The 17,721-nt window shown below is 69.5% G+C and carries 11 protein-coding genes and 1 pseudogene; 8 read left to right on the top strand and 4 right to left on the bottom strand.

The window, feature by feature from the left end; genetic code table 11:
- Positions 1 to 4: 4 nt before the first annotated feature.
- From ACILRH_RS20155 to ACILRH_RS20125, 7 genes and pseudogenes are all read left to right on the top strand, one after another.
- Complete coding sequence (locus tag ACILRH_RS20155; protein WP_395695854.1) at positions 5 to 2,350, top strand: xanthine dehydrogenase family protein molybdopterin-binding subunit; 2,346 nt, start codon at positions 5 to 7, stop codon at positions 2,348 to 2,350.
- Positions 2,347 to 3,141, top strand: coding sequence for a class II aldolase/adducin family protein (locus ACILRH_RS20150; protein WP_395695853.1), 795 nt, complete (start codon positions 2,347 to 2,349; stop codon positions 3,139 to 3,141). The genes ACILRH_RS20155 and ACILRH_RS20150 overlap by 4 nt, the downstream gene beginning before the upstream one ends.
- A 31-nt stretch (positions 3,142 to 3,172) precedes the next feature.
- On the top strand, positions 3,173 to 3,832 hold the full coding sequence (locus tag ACILRH_RS20145) for an SRPBCC family protein (protein ID WP_395695852.1): 660 nt from the start codon (positions 3,173 to 3,175) through the stop codon (positions 3,830 to 3,832).
- 88 nt (positions 3,833 to 3,920) lie between these two features.
- On the top strand, positions 3,921 to 4,820 hold the full coding sequence (locus ACILRH_RS20140) for a fumarylacetoacetate hydrolase family protein (RefSeq protein ID WP_395695851.1): 900 nt from the start codon (positions 3,921 to 3,923) through the stop codon (positions 4,818 to 4,820).
- Between the two features lie 675 nt (positions 4,821 to 5,495).
- The gene (locus tag ACILRH_RS20135) at positions 5,496 to 6,851 is read left to right on the top strand and encodes an FAD-binding oxidoreductase (RefSeq protein WP_395695850.1); all 1,356 of its coding nucleotides are present in this window, start codon (positions 5,496 to 5,498) and stop codon (positions 6,849 to 6,851) included.
- A gap of 261 nt (positions 6,852 to 7,112) precedes the next feature.
- Positions 7,113 to 8,285 (top strand): annotated as a pseudogene (locus tag ACILRH_RS20130) (IS256 family transposase); the annotation flags it as partial.
- 394 nt (positions 8,286 to 8,679) lie between these two features.
- The gene (locus tag ACILRH_RS20125) at positions 8,680 to 9,654 is read left to right on the top strand and encodes an NAD-dependent epimerase/dehydratase family protein (protein ID WP_395695849.1); all 975 of its coding nucleotides are present in this window, start codon (positions 8,680 to 8,682) and stop codon (positions 9,652 to 9,654) included.
- A 19-nt stretch (positions 9,655 to 9,673) separates the two neighbouring features.
- On the opposite strand, the gene ACILRH_RS20120 is transcribed toward ACILRH_RS20125, so the two are convergent.
- From ACILRH_RS20120 to ACILRH_RS20105, 4 genes are all read right to left on the bottom strand, one after another.
- Positions 9,674 to 10,798 (bottom strand): NAD(P)/FAD-dependent oxidoreductase, encoded by a 1,125-nt coding sequence (locus tag ACILRH_RS20120; protein WP_395695848.1) that lies wholly within the window; start codon positions 10,796 to 10,798, stop codon positions 9,674 to 9,676.
- Entirely contained in the window at positions 10,795 to 11,673 is an 879-nt protein-coding gene (locus ACILRH_RS20115) for a DUF1295 domain-containing protein (protein WP_395695847.1), read from the bottom strand. The genes ACILRH_RS20120 and ACILRH_RS20115 overlap by 4 nt, the downstream gene beginning before the upstream one ends.
- A gap of 265 nt (positions 11,674 to 11,938) precedes the next feature.
- A complete protein-coding gene (locus tag ACILRH_RS20110) occupies positions 11,939 to 12,580 on the bottom strand; it encodes a PolC-type DNA polymerase III (RefSeq protein ID WP_395695846.1) in 642 nt (213 codons plus the stop codon).
- On the bottom strand, positions 12,577 to 14,391 hold the full coding sequence (locus ACILRH_RS20105) for a putative nucleotidyltransferase substrate binding domain-containing protein (RefSeq protein ID WP_395695845.1): 1,815 nt from the start codon (positions 14,389 to 14,391) through the stop codon (positions 12,577 to 12,579). Before ACILRH_RS20105 ends, ACILRH_RS20110 begins: the two co-directional genes overlap by 4 nt.
- Positions 14,392 to 14,531: 140 nt before the next feature.
- Here ACILRH_RS20105 and ACILRH_RS20100 point away from each other — a divergent pair, with 140 nt between their 5' ends.
- Positions 14,532 to 17,708 carry a M36 family metallopeptidase gene (locus tag ACILRH_RS20100; RefSeq protein WP_395695844.1) on the top strand — a complete coding sequence of 1,059 codons (3,177 nt, stop codon included), beginning with the start codon at positions 14,532 to 14,534 and terminating at the stop codon, positions 17,706 to 17,708.
- Positions 17,709 to 17,721 lie beyond the last annotated feature (13 nt).

Raw genomic sequence — 17,721 nt, 5'->3', positions numbered from 1 at the left:
CGTCGTGGGAATTCCATCACCTGATGGCGCGCGGCCCCCTTGGTCCAGCGGACTGCGCCTGGAGGACGGCCCTCTGGTCGACGGCACTGGGCAGTTCTTCGACGACCTCGTCGTGCCGGGTGTGTTGTACCTGCACTTCGTGCGGTCTCCAGTTGCCCATGCCCTCGTCCAGCACGTCGACGTTTCCGCGGCACGGTCCATGACCGACGTGGTCGTTGCTTACCGGGCTTCTGACCTGGACCTACCTCCCTTCCAGACCTGGACGAAGACCTCGAACCTCTTCGCGCGGCCCCCGGTGGCAGTCGATCGGGTCCGCTTCGTCGGGGACATCATCGCGGTCGTCGTAGCCAGAACGAGGTCGGCCGCAGTTGACGCAGCAGAAGTGGTCGACTACGACCTCGAGGATCTAGACGTGGTGGTCGACGTCCTCGATGCGCTGAGGCCGGACGCGCCCCACCTGTTCCCGGACGCGGGCGGGAACACCTGCTATGAGGTGTCCATCGGTGACGACGACCCGGTCGCGTCGGCTGACCGAGTGATCGAGCTGTCGATGAGGAGCCAACGGCTCGCGGGCGTCCCGATGGAGTGCAACGGCATCCTGGTCCGTCCGGCGGATGGTGGCCGGTTCGATATCCAGATACCCAGCCAGAACCCGCTCGTCGTCCAGAACGAGCTGGCACGAGCAACGAACCTCGAGCTGAGCCGTCTGGACGTGGCTGCCCCTCATGTGGGCGGAGGGTTCGGGCCCAAGTCACACAGCTACCCGGAGTACGCCATCGCCCTGGAGGTGTGCCGGCGGCTGGGCCAGCCGATCAAGTGGACCGAGACCCGCAGCGAGAACATGCTGTCCCTGACTCAGGGACGTGACGTCCTGCTCAGCGGACGGCTCGGGATCACCCACGACGGCAGAATGCAGGGCTTGGACGTCGACATCACCACCAATGCCGGTGCATATCCGGCGCTCGGCGCCTACTTGCTGAAGATGACGGCGCAGATGATGCAAGGCGTCTACGCAATCCCTCGAATTCGGGTGCGGGGTCGGTCTGTCGCCACGAACACCACCCCGACCGGGCCATATCGCGGGGCTGGCCGACCCGAGGCGGCCCAGCTCCTCGAGCGACTGGTCGACCTGACTGCCCAGGAACTGGGAGTGGACCCCGCCGAGCTGCGCCGCCTCAACTTCTTGCGGGCGTCCGACTTCCCGGTGGTGACGCGTACGGGCGCCGACTACGACTCCGGGGCTTATGAAGAGGCGCTCGACCAGGTGCTAACCCTCGCCGACTACGACGACCTGCGTCGAACGCAGGAGTCGATGCGAGCGCAGACAACCACACGAGCGATGGGAGTCGGTATCGCCTCGTATGTCGAGGTGACAGCTCCCGATGGCAATCACCGGGAGTACGGCGCCCTTCGCATCTGCTCCGACGGCGTGGTGGAAGCAACGGTCGGCACCTCCGCGCACGGACAGGGACATTGGACCGTCTTCGGCGGCATCATTGCGTCCGTTCTCGGGGTGGCGCCGGAAGGTGTCCGGTTGCTCCAGTCGGACACTCGCCACGTCCCCAGAGGCGTGGGCACGTTTGGGTCTCGTTCGCTGCAGACAGCGGGCTCAGCGCTGTACCTGGCCAGTCACCAGCTCGTCGAGGTTGCTAGAGAGCTGATCTCTGAGAAGTGTCATGTCGATCGCGCTGTGGTTGAGCTTCGGGGCGACTCCTTTCACATCGCTGGACAGAATGACGTCTGGAGCTGGTCCGATGTGGCCGAAGCCTTCGGATCGAGTGGGCGGCTCTCGTGTGAAGTCGACTTCGACGGCACCGAGTCGACCTACCCCTTTGGCAGCCACGTGGCCGTCGTCGAAGTCGACTTGGAGACCGGGAAGGTGGACCTGGTACGCCACTTTGCCGTGGACGACTGCGGCATCATCGCGAATCCCCTGATCGTCGCCGGGCAGCAAATGGGTGGAATCGCCCAGGGTGTTGCGCAGGCTCTGTTCGAAGAAGTGACCTACGACGCGGTGGGCAACCCGCTGAGTGGGAATCTCATGGACTACGGGATTCCGTCGGCTGCTGATCTTCCTGCCTTCTCGGTGAGCAACACTGTCACGCCGAGCCCTCGCAATCCCCTAGGTGCCAAGGGGATCGGGGAGTCCGGGACGATCGGCGCGACGCCTGCGGTGCACAACGCGGTCATAGACGCCCTGGCCCCCCTAGGCGTGACGCACATCGACATGCCGCTCACCCCTCTCCGGGTGTGGACAGCGATTCAGGCCGCACGGGAAGCGTCGCCGACCGGCCCGCAGTCCGACCGCCGCCATTCCGACCCTCACAGCGATGAAAGGGAATTGTCATGACGACCATGGATGAGACCACGGCTGAGGTTGAAACCCGCAAGGGCGGGTATGAGGTGTGGAGTCCCCGCGTAGTCCCACCGATCGGGGTGGAGCTCGATGACGACCAGAAGCTTGCCATCGTCTTCCGGTGGTTGGCTCGCGAAGATTTCGCCGAAAACCTGATCGGTCACATCACCTGGCAGCGGCCTGGCGACTCCACCATGCTCGTGAACCCGTGGGGCTTGTGGTGGCATGAGATCAAGTCCTCTGACATCTGCGAGATCGACGAGAATGCCAATGTCGTCCGAGGCAAGTGGGACGTGACACCCGCGATCCACATCCACACCGAGCTCCACCGCCGCCGCCCCGACGCGCGCGTCGTCATCCACAACCACCCGTACTGGGTAAGCCTCTTGGCGTCAGTTGGGCGCCTGCCTGGCCTCATCCACCAGACGTCGAGCATGTTCGACGGTGACCTCAAGTTCGTCCAGGAGTACGGCGGCGAGGTCGACAGCGCCGAGCTCGGTGCCGAAGTCGCCGAGGCGATCGGGGACTCCAAGGTGACCTTCCTGGCCAGTCACGGCATCCTCATCACGGGAGAGACGCTCGAGGAGGCGACCTACCGGGCGGCAAGCATCGAACGTGCGTGCCGCATGGCGGTGCATGTCAGCCTGCTGCAGGCCGACGTTCTGCCGATGGCCGCCGGCCTCGTTGCTGGGATCAAGACCTCCTTGTTGGAGCGCGGGTCCGATGTCTACTTCGCCGGCATGGCGCGTCAGATGATCAAGTCCGAGCCGGAGGTGCTCCTGTGAGTACCGCGCCTTCGAATTCTGTGGGTGACTCGTGAAGCTCCGAAACAGCTTCGAGGTCCCGACCGACATCGACAGCGCCTGGGCTCGCCTGTCCGACTTCCCCACCGTCGCCGACGCATTGCCCGGGGCAAGCCTCGACTCGTTCACCGCGGACGAAGTGAAGGGGTCGGTCAAGGTCAAATTAGGACCCGTCGCCATGACCTTCCGGGGTGTGGCCGAGGTCCAGCTCGATCCTGAGAGCAAGGCCATGGTCATGCAGGGACGGGCCAAGGATGTGAGGGGAGGGGGTGGAGCGACCGTCGCGATCCGAGCCCAGCTCACCGACCTCGGGGCCAGTACGCGCGTCGACGTCGACACCGACCTCGATGTCACCGGAAAGGCTGCCCAGTTCGGACGAGGAGTCATGTCAGACGTCTCTTCGCGCATCCTCGCCCAGTTCGCTACCAACTTGGCTGCCTCCCTCCAGGAGCAGCCGATCAATGGCGTTTCGGGATCGACGGTTCCCGAGAGTCTCCAGGGCACAACTGACTCAAGCTCGCGAGCTCGTGGCGGCATCACAGAGCCGCATCGCGCATCGGAACCCCTCGATCTCGGCCCGATGACGCTGATGCCACTGGCCAGGCGCGTGGTTCCGGTCCTCGCCCTGGTCATCGTCCTAACTGTGGTGAAGCGACGTTGTCGGCGCAGGTGAGTCGACCCGCTTCTACTGGTCACGCCAGATGGCTTGGCAGCGCGATTCGCTGCACCCCTACGTCCATCCCACGAAAGCAGGTCACCGCATGAACCATGCAGCGCGGAGTCCACAGGTCGCGGTCTTCCGAACCTCGGACCAGCACGTCCGCCTCGGCATCGTTGAAGGTGAGATGTTGCACGAGCCCGGCGACGACGACCTGCCAGAACTCGTGAGGGCGATCTGCAGCCCAGGGGTCACCGCCCAAGACCCCGGCCATACTCACGCGCTGGGCTCGGTGGACCTCCTGGCCCCGGTCGCCCCTGGAAAGATCATCTGCGTTGGCCTCAACTATCGAGATCACGCAGAGGAGACCGGCCTGGACATTCCCGAACGTCCGCTGCTCTTCGCCAAGTTCCCCTCGGCTGTCACCGGGCCCCGCGCACCCATTCTCGTGCTGCCGGAGACGACCCAGCTCGATTACGAGGCTGAGCTCGGGATCGTCATCGGACGGCCCGGTAGGGACATCACCGAGCGTGACGCTCTCGAGCACGTGCTCGGAGCCGTGGCGGCCAACGACGTATCCGCGCGAGATGCTCAGTTCGCGGACGGACAGTGGGTGCGCGGCAAGTCCCTCGACTCCTTCGCCCCGTTCGGGCCCTGGCTGACCGTCACAGGCGATGAGCCCGATCTGGGCGAACTCGGGGTTCGCAGTTGGGTGAACGGAGAGCTGAGGCAGGAGTCCAACACCAGGCACTTGATCTTCGACGTACCCCGGTTGATCAGCTACATCTCTCGGTACTTCACCCTCAACACAGGTGATCTGATCCTCACGGGAACTCCTGGCGGAGTCGGTATGGGCTTCGACCCACCCAAGTACCTCTCGATCGGGGACGTCGTCGAGGTGGAGGTGGATGGTCTAGGTCGCCTCAGCAACACAGTTGTCGCCGCATCTGGCCCAGGAGCTCTAGCCGGCTCGAGCGTCGCCAGCTCGCCCGGCCGCGGGTAGGCCGCGTTGGCGAGGTGGACCGTTGGTCGATTGACCGACACAGTCATGTCATCGTCTGATCGAGTGAAGGGAAGCCGATGATTGCTCAGCAGACCGACCCCTCTACCAGGACCCTTGAGGGTCGGTCAGGTCGGACGCAAGCGTGGCCCTCGTACCTGGTCTCCGCCCCACATGGAGTCGTGGTGGACGGCGCCAGGTATCCAGAGGTGCCGTTCGGTGCGTGGCATGCTCGACGAGTCGGGTCGCTGCAGGCCGCATGTGGTAGATCCGCGGTCAACTGGCGGATCTTCTGGACCCTCGACCTCTCCGATTCGCGAGCTCAACCATGTGGGGAGTGCATCCGCGTCCTCCTCGCCGAACGGCATCTGATGCCGCCACAAGTTTCGCACCGGGCGCTTGATCATCTGGTGGACAAACTCGGCTGAAGCCTTAGGTCCCCTACTGCGCCAAGGGCCAGGTGGTGGAGACAGGCAAGCTGAGGTCCAGCCATCAACGATCGGCGGCGACCCGGTCGCGGGCAGGCGGGAACCGGTCGATGTAGGAGCTCACGATGGGCCCCTCCTCACCAGCATCGAGATCGGCCACCCGCTTGCTTTCGTAACGGCACATCGGCTCACCGAACGCCCTGTTCAGGGAAGACGGTCTGCCGGAATCTCAGATCGCGAGGACCAAATTGTGGCCACGCTGCCTCTGGAGGAACTCCGCGCCAATGCCTCGACCGTCATAGACAGCGTCGGCGCCATGGACGCGTACGCGCATGACCATTGCCTGACCGCTGACTTCGGCAACCCTGCCGTGGTAGTTCTTGCCCGCTCGGCCGACGAGGTGATGGCGACCATCAACTTCGCAGCCCGTCACCGTGTTCCGGTCGTCACTCGCGGTGCGGGGACCGGTCTCGCAGGTGGGGCCAATGCCATCGAGGGCTGCATCCTCCTCGACCTCAGTCGGATGAATCGAATCCTCGACATCGACCCGGTCGCGAGGACCGCTAGCGTCGAGCCGGGCGTCATCAACGGTGACCTCGATCGCGCCGCGCGACGACACGGTCTGCGTTACGTGCCCGATCCAGGAAGTCGCGCGATCAGCTCCATCGGCGGGAACCTTGCGACCAACGCTGGGGGCATGTGCTGCGCGAAGTACGGCGTCACCGGAGACCACGTCATGAGTGTCACCGCCGTCACAGGTGGTGGCGAGAGCATTCGGACCGGTGGGACAACGCGGAAGAACGTAGTAGGCCTCGACCTCACCCGACTGTTGGTGGGTTCTGAGGGGACGCTTGCGGTCTTCGTCGAGGCACTCGTTCGGCTTCACCCGATTCCCTCTACCGTCGCTACCCTCGCCGCGAACTTCGCCGACACCCGCTCGGCCGTCGACGCGGTCGCCGCTTGGACGGAAGTCGCCATTCCCGCCGCTGTGGAGCTGATGGACAGCACGACGGTCCGAGCGGTCAACCAGATGAAGCGCATGCAGCTGGACGAGTCGGCCGGCGCAGTCGTCCTGGCTCAGTTCGACGACCCGGACGCGACCCGCACAGCGGAGCTTTGTGAGTCGATCGCGATCGAGCACGGCGCTGAGACCTACTCGACCGACGACGCGGATGACGGCGAAGCAATGATGGCTGCGCGTCGAGCGGCCTACCCCGCCCTCGAGGCGCTCGGAACGACGTTGCTCGATGACGTCACCGTTGCGACCCACCGACTGCCTGACCTACTAGAGGCGATCCACGAGATCGCGAGCGAGACCGCTACGACCATTGGAACTTTCGGCCATCTCGCCGACGGAAACCTCCACCCAACGATCGTGTATGACCCGCAGGCGACAGGTGCCAAGGAGAGTGCCATCGAGGCGTTCCACCTGATCCTGGACGCTGCTCTCGCGCTCGACGGTTCGATCTCCGGTGAGCACGGGATAGGGAGTCTGAAGACAGGATTGGTTGCCCTGCAGGCTGGCGGGGTTGAGGTGGCGATCATGCACAAGATCAAGCAGGCGTTCGATCCCGAGGGCATCCTCAACCCAGGACGCGCCTACTGAGCTTCAAGAAGTCACGCAAGCCTGGCGGCACGGATATGTGCCTGATCCTGCATCCAGAAATGGGGCCAAGTCCGGCTGCAGAAATCGGTGCCTGCAGGACGGGCCATGTCGGCTACCGGTTCGGTAGACCCGGCGAGTGGCGGTGAGCGTCCCGTGGTGTGGTGGGGTTTGGGGTGGATCGGCGGGGCTCCGGGAGTAGAGGGGCCATCGGCGAGATCTTCGGTGTGAACGGCCAAGCACACATCGAAGAGGAGTCCACCGATGGCCCTACCCCAGTCTGCCCTGTCTGAGTTGCTCGAGGCGTTCCGTGCCGGTGATGGCGTGGATCTGATCCGTGACTCGGTCCGCGTCGCGTTGCAGGAGATGATCGAGCTCGAAGCCACCGAGCGGATCGGCGCCGCACCGTATGAGCGCACCCCGGAGCGTGCCGCCGAGCGCAACGGGCACCGTCCCCGGCTGCTCACGACGAAGGCCGGTGATGTCGAGCTGAGGATCCCCAAGCTCCGCAAGGGCTCGTTCTTCCCGGTCATCCTCGAACCCCGCCGCCGCATCGACCAGGCGCTGTACGCGGTGGTGATGGAGGCCTACGTCCACGGCGTCAGCACTCGCTCGGTCGATGATCTGGTCGAGGCGATGGGCGCCGATGCCGGGATCTCCAAGTCCGAGGTCTCCCGGATCTGCGCCGCGCTCGACGAGCAGGTTGGTGCGTTCCGCACCCGGACCCTGGAGCACACCGAGTTCCCCTACGTCTACCTCGACGCGACCTACCTCAACGTCCGCAACGCCACCGGCCAGGTGACCTCGATGGCCGTGGTCGTGGCGACCGGGATCGCCGCGGACGGCTCCCGGGAGGTCCTCGGCGTCGACGTCGGCGACAGCGAGGACGAGACGTTCTGGCGCGGCTTCCTCACCGCTCTGAAGCAGCGCGGCCTGCACGGGGTGCGACTGGTCATCAGCGATCAGCACGCCGGCCTCGTCAAGGCATTGAAGCGGTCCTTCCAGGGCGCCGGGCACCAGCGCTGCCGGGTGCACTTCGCCCGCAACCTCCTCGCCCACGTCCCCAAGTCGCACGGCGACATGGTCGCCGCGGTGTTCCGCACGATCTTCGCCCAACCCGACGCCGCCGCGGTCAGTGCGACCTGGGACGAGGTCCGCGACCAGCTCGCCAAGAGCTTCCCCAAGATCGGACCGCTGATGGACGACGCGAAGGCCGAGGTCACCGCCTTCACCGCGTTCCCGCGGGCGCACTGGCAGAAGATCTGGTCGACCAACCCCCTCGAGCGGGTCAACAAGGAGATCAAGCGCCGCTCACGGGTGGTCGGGATCTTCCCCAACCCCGCCGCCGTGATCCGGCTCGTCGGGGCTGTCCTGGCCGACATGCACGACGAGTGGCAAGCCGGCGATCGCCGCTATCCGGCGATCGCCGCTATCTCTCCGAAGGATCCATGGCGCTGCTCTACCCCGACAGCGATACTGGACCCATCGCCGCGATCGACAGCGGCGAGTAGGCACCGAGGATCACCTCAAAGCCCACCACTCAGCGGGGCGCCGCCGAGTGGCGAGACACCAGGGGCCACATGCTGAGGGCGCTGCGCCGGTGCCCAACCGATATGACGACCGGTCGCCTGCGCCGCCTCAGAACTCGTGCTAACGAGTTGCTAACCGGAGTGTGTGGATTCGTGTGGACTCCAACGAACTCCTATGAGCCAAAAGAGCAGACTTGCTCGGTAGTCGGGGTCCCCCGTGGACGGTTGTGAACGCAGCCAGACGGCGCGAGGCTAACTACGGATCAGAAGGTTTGGGGTTCGAATCCCTACAGGCGCGCAGCGTGAGCCGCAGGTCGTCGATCGACCTGCGGCTCCGTCGTTCCCAGGGCCTGGACGGCCGGTGGGGCGGGTACCGGCCCGGCATGCGGATCTTCTTCACCGGTGGCAGCGGCAAGGCCGGCAAGCACGTCGCGCCGTACCTCGCCGAGCTGGGCCACCAGGTCACCAACGCCGACCTGCGTCCGTTGGGGCATCCCGCGGTCGCCGACCTGCGGGTCGACCTCACCGACGCCGGGGACACCTACTCGGCGCTCGCCGGGCTGGCGACCTTCGACGAGCTCGACCTGGCCGAGAAGCCGGCGTACGACGCGGTGGTGCACTTCGCAGCTGTGCCGGCGATCCTGCTCACCTCGGACGCCACGACGTACGCGACGAACGTGCTGAGCACCTACAACGTGCTCGAGGCGGCGACCAGGCTGGGGGTGCGCAAGATCGTGTTCGCCTCCTCGGAGACGACGTACGGCGTCTGCTTCGCCCAAGGCGAGCGACGACCCCTCTACGTGCCGGTCGACGAGGAGCACCCCACCGTCCCCGAGGACTCCTACGCGATGTCGAAGGTCGCGGGCGAGGTGACCGCGCGCTCGTTCCAGGCCCGGACCGGTGCGGACGTCTACGGCCTGCGCATCAACAACGTCATCGAGCCGCACGAGTACGCCGAGCTGTTCCCGCCGTTCCTCGCCGACCCGGCGTTGCGGCGGCGCAACCTGTTCGCCTACATCGACGTGCGCGACCTCGGCCGGATGGTGCAGTGCTGCCTGGAGACCGACGGGCTCGGGTTCGAGGTCCTCAACGTGGCCAACGCCGACATGTCCGTCGCCGCGACCACCGAGGAGGTCCGCGACCGCTTCTACCCCGGGGTCGAGGTGCGTCGGGAGATGGGCCGTGACGAGACGTTCTACGCCATCGACAAGGCGCGCCGGCTGGTGGGCTTCGAGCCGCAGCACTCGTGGCGCGACGTGCTCGCCGATCCGCGCTGACCCGCGGCGGGAGCACGGCTCACGGCCGGTCGGGCCGGATCCCGCCGTAGATCCCGCGACGCACGATCCACGGCAGCAGGACGGTGTCGACCGACCATGCGGGGAAGCGGAAGACGCCACCTCGCGGCGTGAAGACCTCCAGGCCGTTGGGCTGGAAGCCCAGCACCGAGCCCCACCGGCGCCGCGCCGGCCGGAACGACCGCAGCGGCCGGCCGGCCAGGTGGGCCCGGACGTTGCGGGCCAGGAGCTTGTCGGCGCGGTTGCGGGCCGACGAGCGGAGCGGGTCGGTGGCGGCGACGTCCCCGATCGCGAACACCCCGTGCTGCCCGGTCACCCGGAGGTCGGGACCGACCCGTACGAAGCCGCGCTCGTCGAGCAGGTCGACGGGCAGCCAGCCGGTGTTGGGCCGGACCCGGCCGATCGCCCAGACCGTCGCGTCGGCCTCCGCCGGTGGTTGCCCGGTCGTCCACAGGACCGGGCCGTCGGTGATCCGGTCGCAGTCGAAGCCGTCGGGCACCTCGGCCCGGTGGCCGGGGTGCAGGCCGACGCCGCGCTCACGCAGCCGCTGCTCGACGCGGCGCCAGATGCCCCGGTGGTGCTGCGGCAGCGGTCGCTCGCCGGGGTAGTAGAGGTCGACCCGCTTGTCGGGCCACGTGGAGGCCAGGTTGGCCGCGGTGTTGACCGCCGCCGCGCCACCGCCGACGACGGTGACCGAGCCGGAGGCGGCGAGCCGTTCGTGGGCGGCCCGGATCTCGGCGTCGACCTCCGCGGCGGACTGCAGGTCGGGCCGGCGCCAGAAGCCGTTGGTCACGCCGGTGGAGATGACGAGCACGTCGTACGGCTCCTGCGTCGGTGTGCCGTCGGCGAGCGTCACGTGCACCACCCGGTCGTGCAGGTCGGCACCGGTGAGGGTGCCGTGCACGACCCGCGCGCGGGCCAGCCGGCGGTAGCGCTCGAAACCCACCCGGTAGTCGCGGGCCCAGGTCTCGGGGCGGGTCAGCCGCAGGCCGAGCTCCTGGCCGCTGACCAGCGCCGGCTTGGTGGAGATGCCGACGACCTCGAGGTGCGGCGCGAGGTGCAGCGCGGTGAGCAGCCCGGTGTCGCCGAGCCCCGCGACGACGACGCGGGCCCGGCTCCCGCTCACGCGGCCCTCCGCCGCGGGGGCCGGGGGAGCAGGCGCGGGACCCGGTCGATCACGTCCTGGTAGCCCGGCCGCCGCTCGAGGCTGCGCTCCTCCATCATCGGGATGCTCGCGCCCAGGAACATCGCGACCATGCAGACCACCCCGACGAACAGCCACCAGGCATCCGTCGGGACGGTGGACACCCCGAAGAGCGCGAGCGCGAGCCAGAAGCCGATCTCGCCGAGGTAGTTGGGGTGTCGCGACCAGCCCCACAGCCCCTGGTCCATGACCTGCCCGGGCTGCCGGTCCCGCACGAACCGGTGCATCTGCGTGTCGGCGACGAGCTCGAGGGTCACCGCACCGATGCCCAGGGCGAACGCCACCACGTCGAGCCAGCCGAGGTCGCGACCGGCGACGGTGACGGCGACGTACACGGGCAGCATCCCCAGGAAGACCTGCAGGGTCGGGAAGAGGTGGATGCCGAAGAGGTCCGCGAGCAGCTCCGCGCGGCCGGCCTTCTCGCGGAGGATCGGGTAGCGCCAGTCCTCGTGCGCCAGCCCGGGCCAGCCGTGCACCCAGTTGGCGGTCAGGCGTACCGCCCAGACCACGACCACCGTCGTCACCAGCCAGGGCCGGACGTCGTCGGCACCGAGCGGACCGGCGGCCCACCAGTAGACCGCGAGGAGCGGGGGCACGACGCTCCAGTAGGCGTCGTAGAAGCTCGAGTTGTGGTGGTAGCGGCTGAACCCGAAGACCACCAGCGTCGCCAGCAGGTCGGCCACGAGCGCGTCGAGCCACAGGGCGAGGTCGGGTCCCCACAGCAGCCAGGCGGCCGCGACGGCCAGGGCGACGGCGTACGCCAGGCAGATGTGGGCGAGGGACGCCGCCTTGCTCATGACGAGGAAACCTAGTGACTCGGTCGGGTCCTGGAGGCGGAACGCGGCGGAACGGTCGTGCGGGGGTCGCCTCGCTGGTCGCAGCTTCATCACGGGATGCAGGTGAACCTGCACTTCCCACGGTGGGCAGGACGTGGGAGGTGCGGTCTCACCGACAGACCGTGGTGAACCTGTGACGGTTGAGGCGACGGCGCCGGCGCCGGCGACCGCGACAGCATCGGCGACGGCGACAGCGGCAGGACCGGTGGGGCGCCGAGGGCGGATGTCACGTCAGGGTGTGCGCGCGGGAGATCTTGACCAACGACCGGGCGGTCAGCCCCGGTCGCTCCTGCTCGAGCCGGGACGCGAGGGCGAGGAGGACCTCGGCGGTCGTGAGTGCGTCGCCGAGCGCGTGGTGGGTGCTGTGGGGGCAGACGTGGAGCACCTCGGCCGACCACTCGAGGTCGGGCTCGTGCCCCGTGCCGCTGGGTGCGACCCCGGTCGCCCGGAGCAGCGCGGCCGTGTCGACGACCGCCGGCCGCCACCGGCGGCCCGCCAGGCGCACCGGCTCGCGGAGGATGGCGCGCTCGATCCAGGCGGCGTGGGCGACGAGCACGCGACCATCGAGCTCGGACACGATCCGGTCGGCGACGTCGGCGAGCGGCGGTGCCGCCTCGAGGTCCTCGTGGCGGAGGCCGTGCACGGTCATCGCGTCGACACCGATCCGCCGGTCCGGCCGGACGTCGACGGTGACCCGGCTGCCGAACACGAGGCGACCGGCGCGCACGACCACGCTGCCGAAGGAGACGAGGGTGTCGCGGCGCAGGTCGAGACCCGTCGTCTCGACGTCGACCACGCAGTAGTCGACGTCGCGCCACGGGACGTCGAGGTCGGGCACGCGGAGCGGCGGTCGCACGAACGCGGTCACGGTGCCAGCCGGTCGGACCAGGAGCCGGCGAGGTCCTCCTGGACGGCGGCGATGGTGCGGAACGTCTCGCGCAGGTGCCGGCGGGTGAGGGTGTCGAGCTCGCGCGGGTTGACGTACGTCGAGGCCGTGGTCCCGGCCGCGATCGCGGCGAGGTCGCGCTCGAGCAGCAGCTCGTAGGTCTGCTCGAACGCCGCCGTCAGCGTCTCCGCCTCGTCGCGTGAGAGGAGGCCGGCCGCCTCACCTCGCCTCAGACGGTCGACCGTGCCCCCACGCGTGTCACCGGTGACGACGGCGACCCAGCGCCCGATCGCGGCGACCGGCAGCAGCCCCCCGCGCTTGAGGTCGAGCTCGCCCCGGTGCCGGCCGCGGTGGTCGACGACGAAGTCGCGGACGAACCCGCTGGGCGGCTTCACGGCGGTCGACTCGCGGACGTAGAGACTCAGGAAGTCGCGCGTGCGTCGACGCACCCGTAGTGCGTCGGTGACGGTCCGGCCCAGGGCCACCTCGGTGAGCGGACGGCTGTCGATGACGATCGAGGCCAGCAGCAGCGCCTGGTTGGCCGTCGGGTCGCCCAGCCACCGCGACACCGCTGCGGACCATCGCTCGCGGGAGCGGGCGAAGAGCGGGTTGACGGCGTTGGCGCCGTTGGGACAGCGGGCGAAGCCGCACGACTCCAGGTCGGCGAGCAGAGCCTCGGCCCGCTCGAGGTACGCCGCCTCGTCGGCGTCGTCGAGGTCGTCGGGCCAGACCAGCGCGGTGTCGACGTCCGAGGTCGGGAGCGGCTCGCGGCGCGCGAGCGACCCCAGCACGATCAGCGACGGGGGCCGCGCGACCTCGTCGAGGCCGTGCAGCGAGACGAGCTTGCGCAGGATGCTGTCCACGATCGCGGCCTGCAGGCCGCCGACCTGCAGTGCCGGGACTCCGTTGGCGCCGAGCTCGACCAGCGTGGGTCGCACCAGCGCCGTCGCCGCCCGCAGCTCCTCGATGTCCCCGGCTGCCTCGATCTGGGAGCGGACGAGCAGCGGGTTGCGGATGTCGGCGGACGCGAAGTCGACCGCGCGCAGGATCCCGGCAGGCGTGCCGTCGCGGTCGAGGACCACGAGGTGGTGGACCCCGCGGTCGATCATCCGCGAGAACGCCGCGGCCTGGGAGAACTCCTCGCTGACCGTGAGTGCCGGGAAGGTCGCCAGCTCCGCGACCGGATCGGCGGGAGACACCTCACCGGTCGCCACCCGCCGGCGGAAGTCGTGGTCGGTCACGATCCCCCAGCCGTCGCCCCGGCGCACCAGCGCCCCCGAGTGGCCCGCGTCGGTGATCCGCTGCGCCACGACGGCGACCGGCTCGTCGTACGCCGCCCACACGACCGGCCGCATCAGCGACCGTGCCGACCGGGGTGCCTCGTCCAGGGCGCCGCTGCCGGCGAGCCGCTGGCGGCTGATCATCGTGCCGTAGTGGGAGAAGTGCAGCCGGCCGGGCTCCTCGACGACCTGCCGCGGGTCCGGCAGACGCAGGCACAGGCAGTCCTCGAGCGCGCGGACCGAGAGCGCGGGCGCCAGCCCGGTCAGCACCGAGATGTGGCCGAACGTGTCGCCGGGACCGAGGTGGTCGACGACCCGGCCGCGGTCGATCACCTCGACGGCACCGCTGCGCACCACCCACATGTGGTCCAGCGGCGCCTGGTCGGCCTGCACGATCGTCGAGCCGGCCGCGAAGTACTCGACCTCCAGGGCCTCGACCAGCCGCCGCAGGTCGTCGGACCCCAGGGAGTCGTACGGCGGCTGGCTGCCGAGGAAGTCGGCGTACTCCTTCATGGCGGCCATCGTGCCGGTTCCCGGGCGCCGTCGGCAGGCGAGTGCCGATAGCCCGATCGGCCTATTGCCCGGCGATCGCGGGCTCGCCATGCTGCCTCGGGGGGTGGGGCCCGCGGGGCACGCCCGGGAAGGGCGGGCTGATGCGACGAGCGGCGGCGGTGCTGGCGGTCCTCGCCACGACGGTGGCAGGTCTCGTGACGACCGGTGGTCCGGCCGGAGCGAGGCCCGGGGACCGGGGTGGTTCCGCGGCGCGTCGGGCGCCGGACGGGTACGACGCCCTGGCGGCCGCCCCGGCCCGCCGACCGTCGACGCCGGCCCAGCGGGCCGCGTTGCGCGCCGCCACCCGGCCCGGCACGACCCCCCAGGTCCAGGCGCAGCTCGGGGTGCCGACCACCCTCTTCGCCCGCCGCTCCGGTCCGGTGCCCTCGGGCAGCACGCCCGCCGAGGCGGCGCGTCTCCACCTGGCCCGGCTGGCCGACGTCTACGGCCTCTCCCGCTCCGACATCGCGCGCACCCCGGTGCTGGGTGTGCACGACCTCGGGCACGGCCCGGTGGTCGTGCAGCTGGGGCAGCAGGTCGACGGCGTGCCGGTGATCGGTGAGCGGCTCGCCGTCGTGATGACGCAGTCCCTGCGCCTGGTCGGGCTGACCGGCTACCTGGTGCCGCCGCACGTCGTGGTCGGCAGACGGTCGCTCGGGGCAGCCGACGCGGTCGCGGCGGCGTACCGCGACCTGACCGGACGGACGACCGCCCCGCGGCCGGTCGCCGGCCTGGCGGGCCACGACCGCTTCGTCGGGCCCGGCCTGACCGCACCCGCGCTGGCCCGCCCGGTGCTCTACCGCCTCCCGGCCGGCCTCGTCAGCGCCTACGACGTCGTCGTCCGGGCCCGGTCGGGCGGCGAGGACCTCGGGTACCGCTACGTCGTCGGCGCCGCCGACGGCCGGGTGCTCCAGCGGGCGGACCTGGTGGCCGAGGACAACACCGACGTCACCTACCGGGTCTGGACCGCGGGGAGCGACGGGCGGCCCTACCCGCCGCAGGGCCCGACGTGGGTGCCCGACCCGAGCGGTCAGCCGGACGGCCAGCAGCCCGACTTCGGGTCGCCGTCGCTGGTCCACGGGCCGGTGACCGGGGATCCGTGGCTCGCGTCCGACGCCTCGACGTCGCAGGGCAACAACGTCGACGCCTACACCGACGTGAGCCAGCCCGACGGCTTCACCCCGGCGAGCTCCGACACCCGCGCCTCGATGACGTCGGCGGGCTCCTTCGACCGGGTCTACGACCTGGGCCAGGACCCCCAGGCGAGCAACGCCCAGGCCCAGGCGGCGGTCACCCAGCTCTTCTACGACGTCAACTACCTGCACGACTGGTTCTACGGAGCCGGGTTCGACGAGGCGGCGGGCAACGCGCAGGAGTCGAACTACGGGCGCGGCGGCCTCGGCGGTGACCCGATCGACGCCGAGGACCAGGACTACTCCGGTGTGAACAACGCGAATATGTACACGCCTCCCGACGGCGAGAGCCCCCGGATGCAGATGTACCGCTGGTCCGGGCCGTCGAACGCCGGCCTGACGCTGACGCCTGGCGGTGCCCGGACGGTCGGCCTGGCCGACTTCGGCGCCCAGTCGTTCGACGTCACCGCGCCGCTCGTCGCCCTCACCGACCTCGGGGGCACCAGTGCGACCGACGGGTGCGAGTCCGCGGTCACCGACGTGGGCAACAAGATCGCGGTCGTCGACCGCGGCAACTGCTCCTTCCAGACCAAGTCGGTGAACGCCCAGGCCGCCGGCGCGGTTGGCCTGGTGGTCATCAACTCCGTGTCGGGCGGTCCGAACGCGATGGGGTGCTCGGGTGCGTGCCCGGGTTCGCTCACGATCGGGACCGTGTCGATCTCGCAGGCAGACGGGGCGGCGCTCCGGTCGGACCTCGGCTCGAAGACCGTGACCGGGCACCTGGTGCGGGTCACGGCGACGGCCCGCGACGGAGCGCTGGACGCGACCGTCGTCTCCCACGAGTGGGGGCACTACCTCAGCTTCCGCCTGGTGCCCGCGATCAGCCTCCCGCAGCCGGCCGCCCTCAGCGAGGGCTGGGGCGACTTCGTCTCGCTGCTGCTCATGGTCCAGCCCGAGGACCTCGCCCACCTCGACGGGGCGTTCCCCACCGGGGCCTTCGCGTCGGCGCTGTTCAGCCATCCTGACGAGTACTACTTCGGCATCCGCCGGGTGCCCTACTCCACGGACCTCGCCAAGGACGCCTTCACGTTCCGCGACATCACCGACGGCCAGGCGCTCCCGGACGTCCCGATGAACGTCAACGGCGGCGCCAACTCCGAGGTCCACAACGCCGGCGAGATCTGGGCGACCATGCTGTGGGAGTGCTACGCGGCGCTGCTCGGCGACGCCACCGGGGACGCGCCCCGGCTCAGCTTCGAGCAGGCGCAGACCCGGATGAAGGAGTACCTCGTCGCCGCCCTGAGGGCGACCCCGGCCGACCCGACCTACCTGGAGGCGCGCGACGCCCTGCTCATGGTCGCCGCGGCCTCCGACCACACCGACTTCGAGCTGTTCGCGAGCGCCTTCGCCAAGCGGGGCGCCGGCAACGGGGCGGTCGCGCCCGCCCGCGACAGTGACGACTTCTCGGGCGTCGTCGAGTCCGACGAGTCCGACTTCGAGGCGCCCGACCAGCCGACCGTCACCGCCCTGCCCCGGTTCACCGCGGCCCCGAGCATGGTCGTCCACTTCTCCGCGACCGACGCCGGCTCGGGGGTCGCGACCTACGCCGTCCAGCAACGTCAGGCCACGTGGACCGCGGCCGGTCTCCCGGTCGACTGGACCGACGTCGCGACGACCGCCACGCCGTCGTACACCGCCGGCCTGGCCCGCGGCACCACCGCCTGCTTCCGCGTCGTCGCCACCGACGTCGCCGGCAACACCGGCGTCGCGTCCGCGCAGCGCTGCACCTCCCGGCTGGTCGACGACACCTCGCTGAAGCGGTCGAGCGGGTGGCGGACCGTCCGGGGCAAGGCGTACGACGGCGGCAGCGCCTCGACGACCACCCAGCGCAGCCGCAGCCTGACCCTCGGCAACGTGCACGAGAGCGCGCTCGCCCTGCGAGCCACCACGTGCCGCACCTGCGGCTCGGTGACCGTCTACCTCGGCAGCCGCAAGCTGCGCACCGTCTCGCTGGTGTCCTCGGCGACCCGCCCGGCGGTCCTGCTGACGGTGCCGCTGTCGAGCCCGGTGAGCGGGACGCTGCGCATCGTCACGACCTCCGCCAAGCCCGTCACCGTCGACGGCGTCGGGGTCAGCCAGGGGTAGGACCGTCGTCCGG

This window comes from Nocardioides sp., assembly GCF_044226765.1.
Lineage (GTDB): Bacteria > Actinomycetota > Actinomycetes > Propionibacteriales > Nocardioidaceae > Nocardioides.
This window is presented reverse-complemented; position numbering and strand designations above follow the sequence as displayed.

Bases quoted from the DNA above. Each gene is read 5' to 3' on its own strand.
- ACILRH_RS20105 (WP_395695845.1), bottom strand. From the start codon at position 14,391: ATGAAGGAGTACGCCGACTTCCTCGGCAGCCAGCCGCCGTACGACTCC.
- ACILRH_RS20100 (WP_395695844.1), top strand. From the start codon at position 14,532: ATGCGACGAGCGGCGGCGGTGCTGGCGGTCCTCGCCACGACGGTGGCA.
- ACILRH_RS20115 (WP_395695847.1), bottom strand. From the start codon at position 11,673: ATGAGCAAGGCGGCGTCCCTCGCCCACATCTGCCTGGCGTACGCCGTC.
- ACILRH_RS20140 (WP_395695851.1), top strand. From the start codon at position 3,921: ATGAACCATGCAGCGCGGAGTCCACAGGTCGCGGTCTTCCGAACCTCG.
- ACILRH_RS20150 (WP_395695853.1), top strand. From the start codon at position 2,347: ATGACGACCATGGATGAGACCACGGCTGAGGTTGAAACCCGCAAGGGC.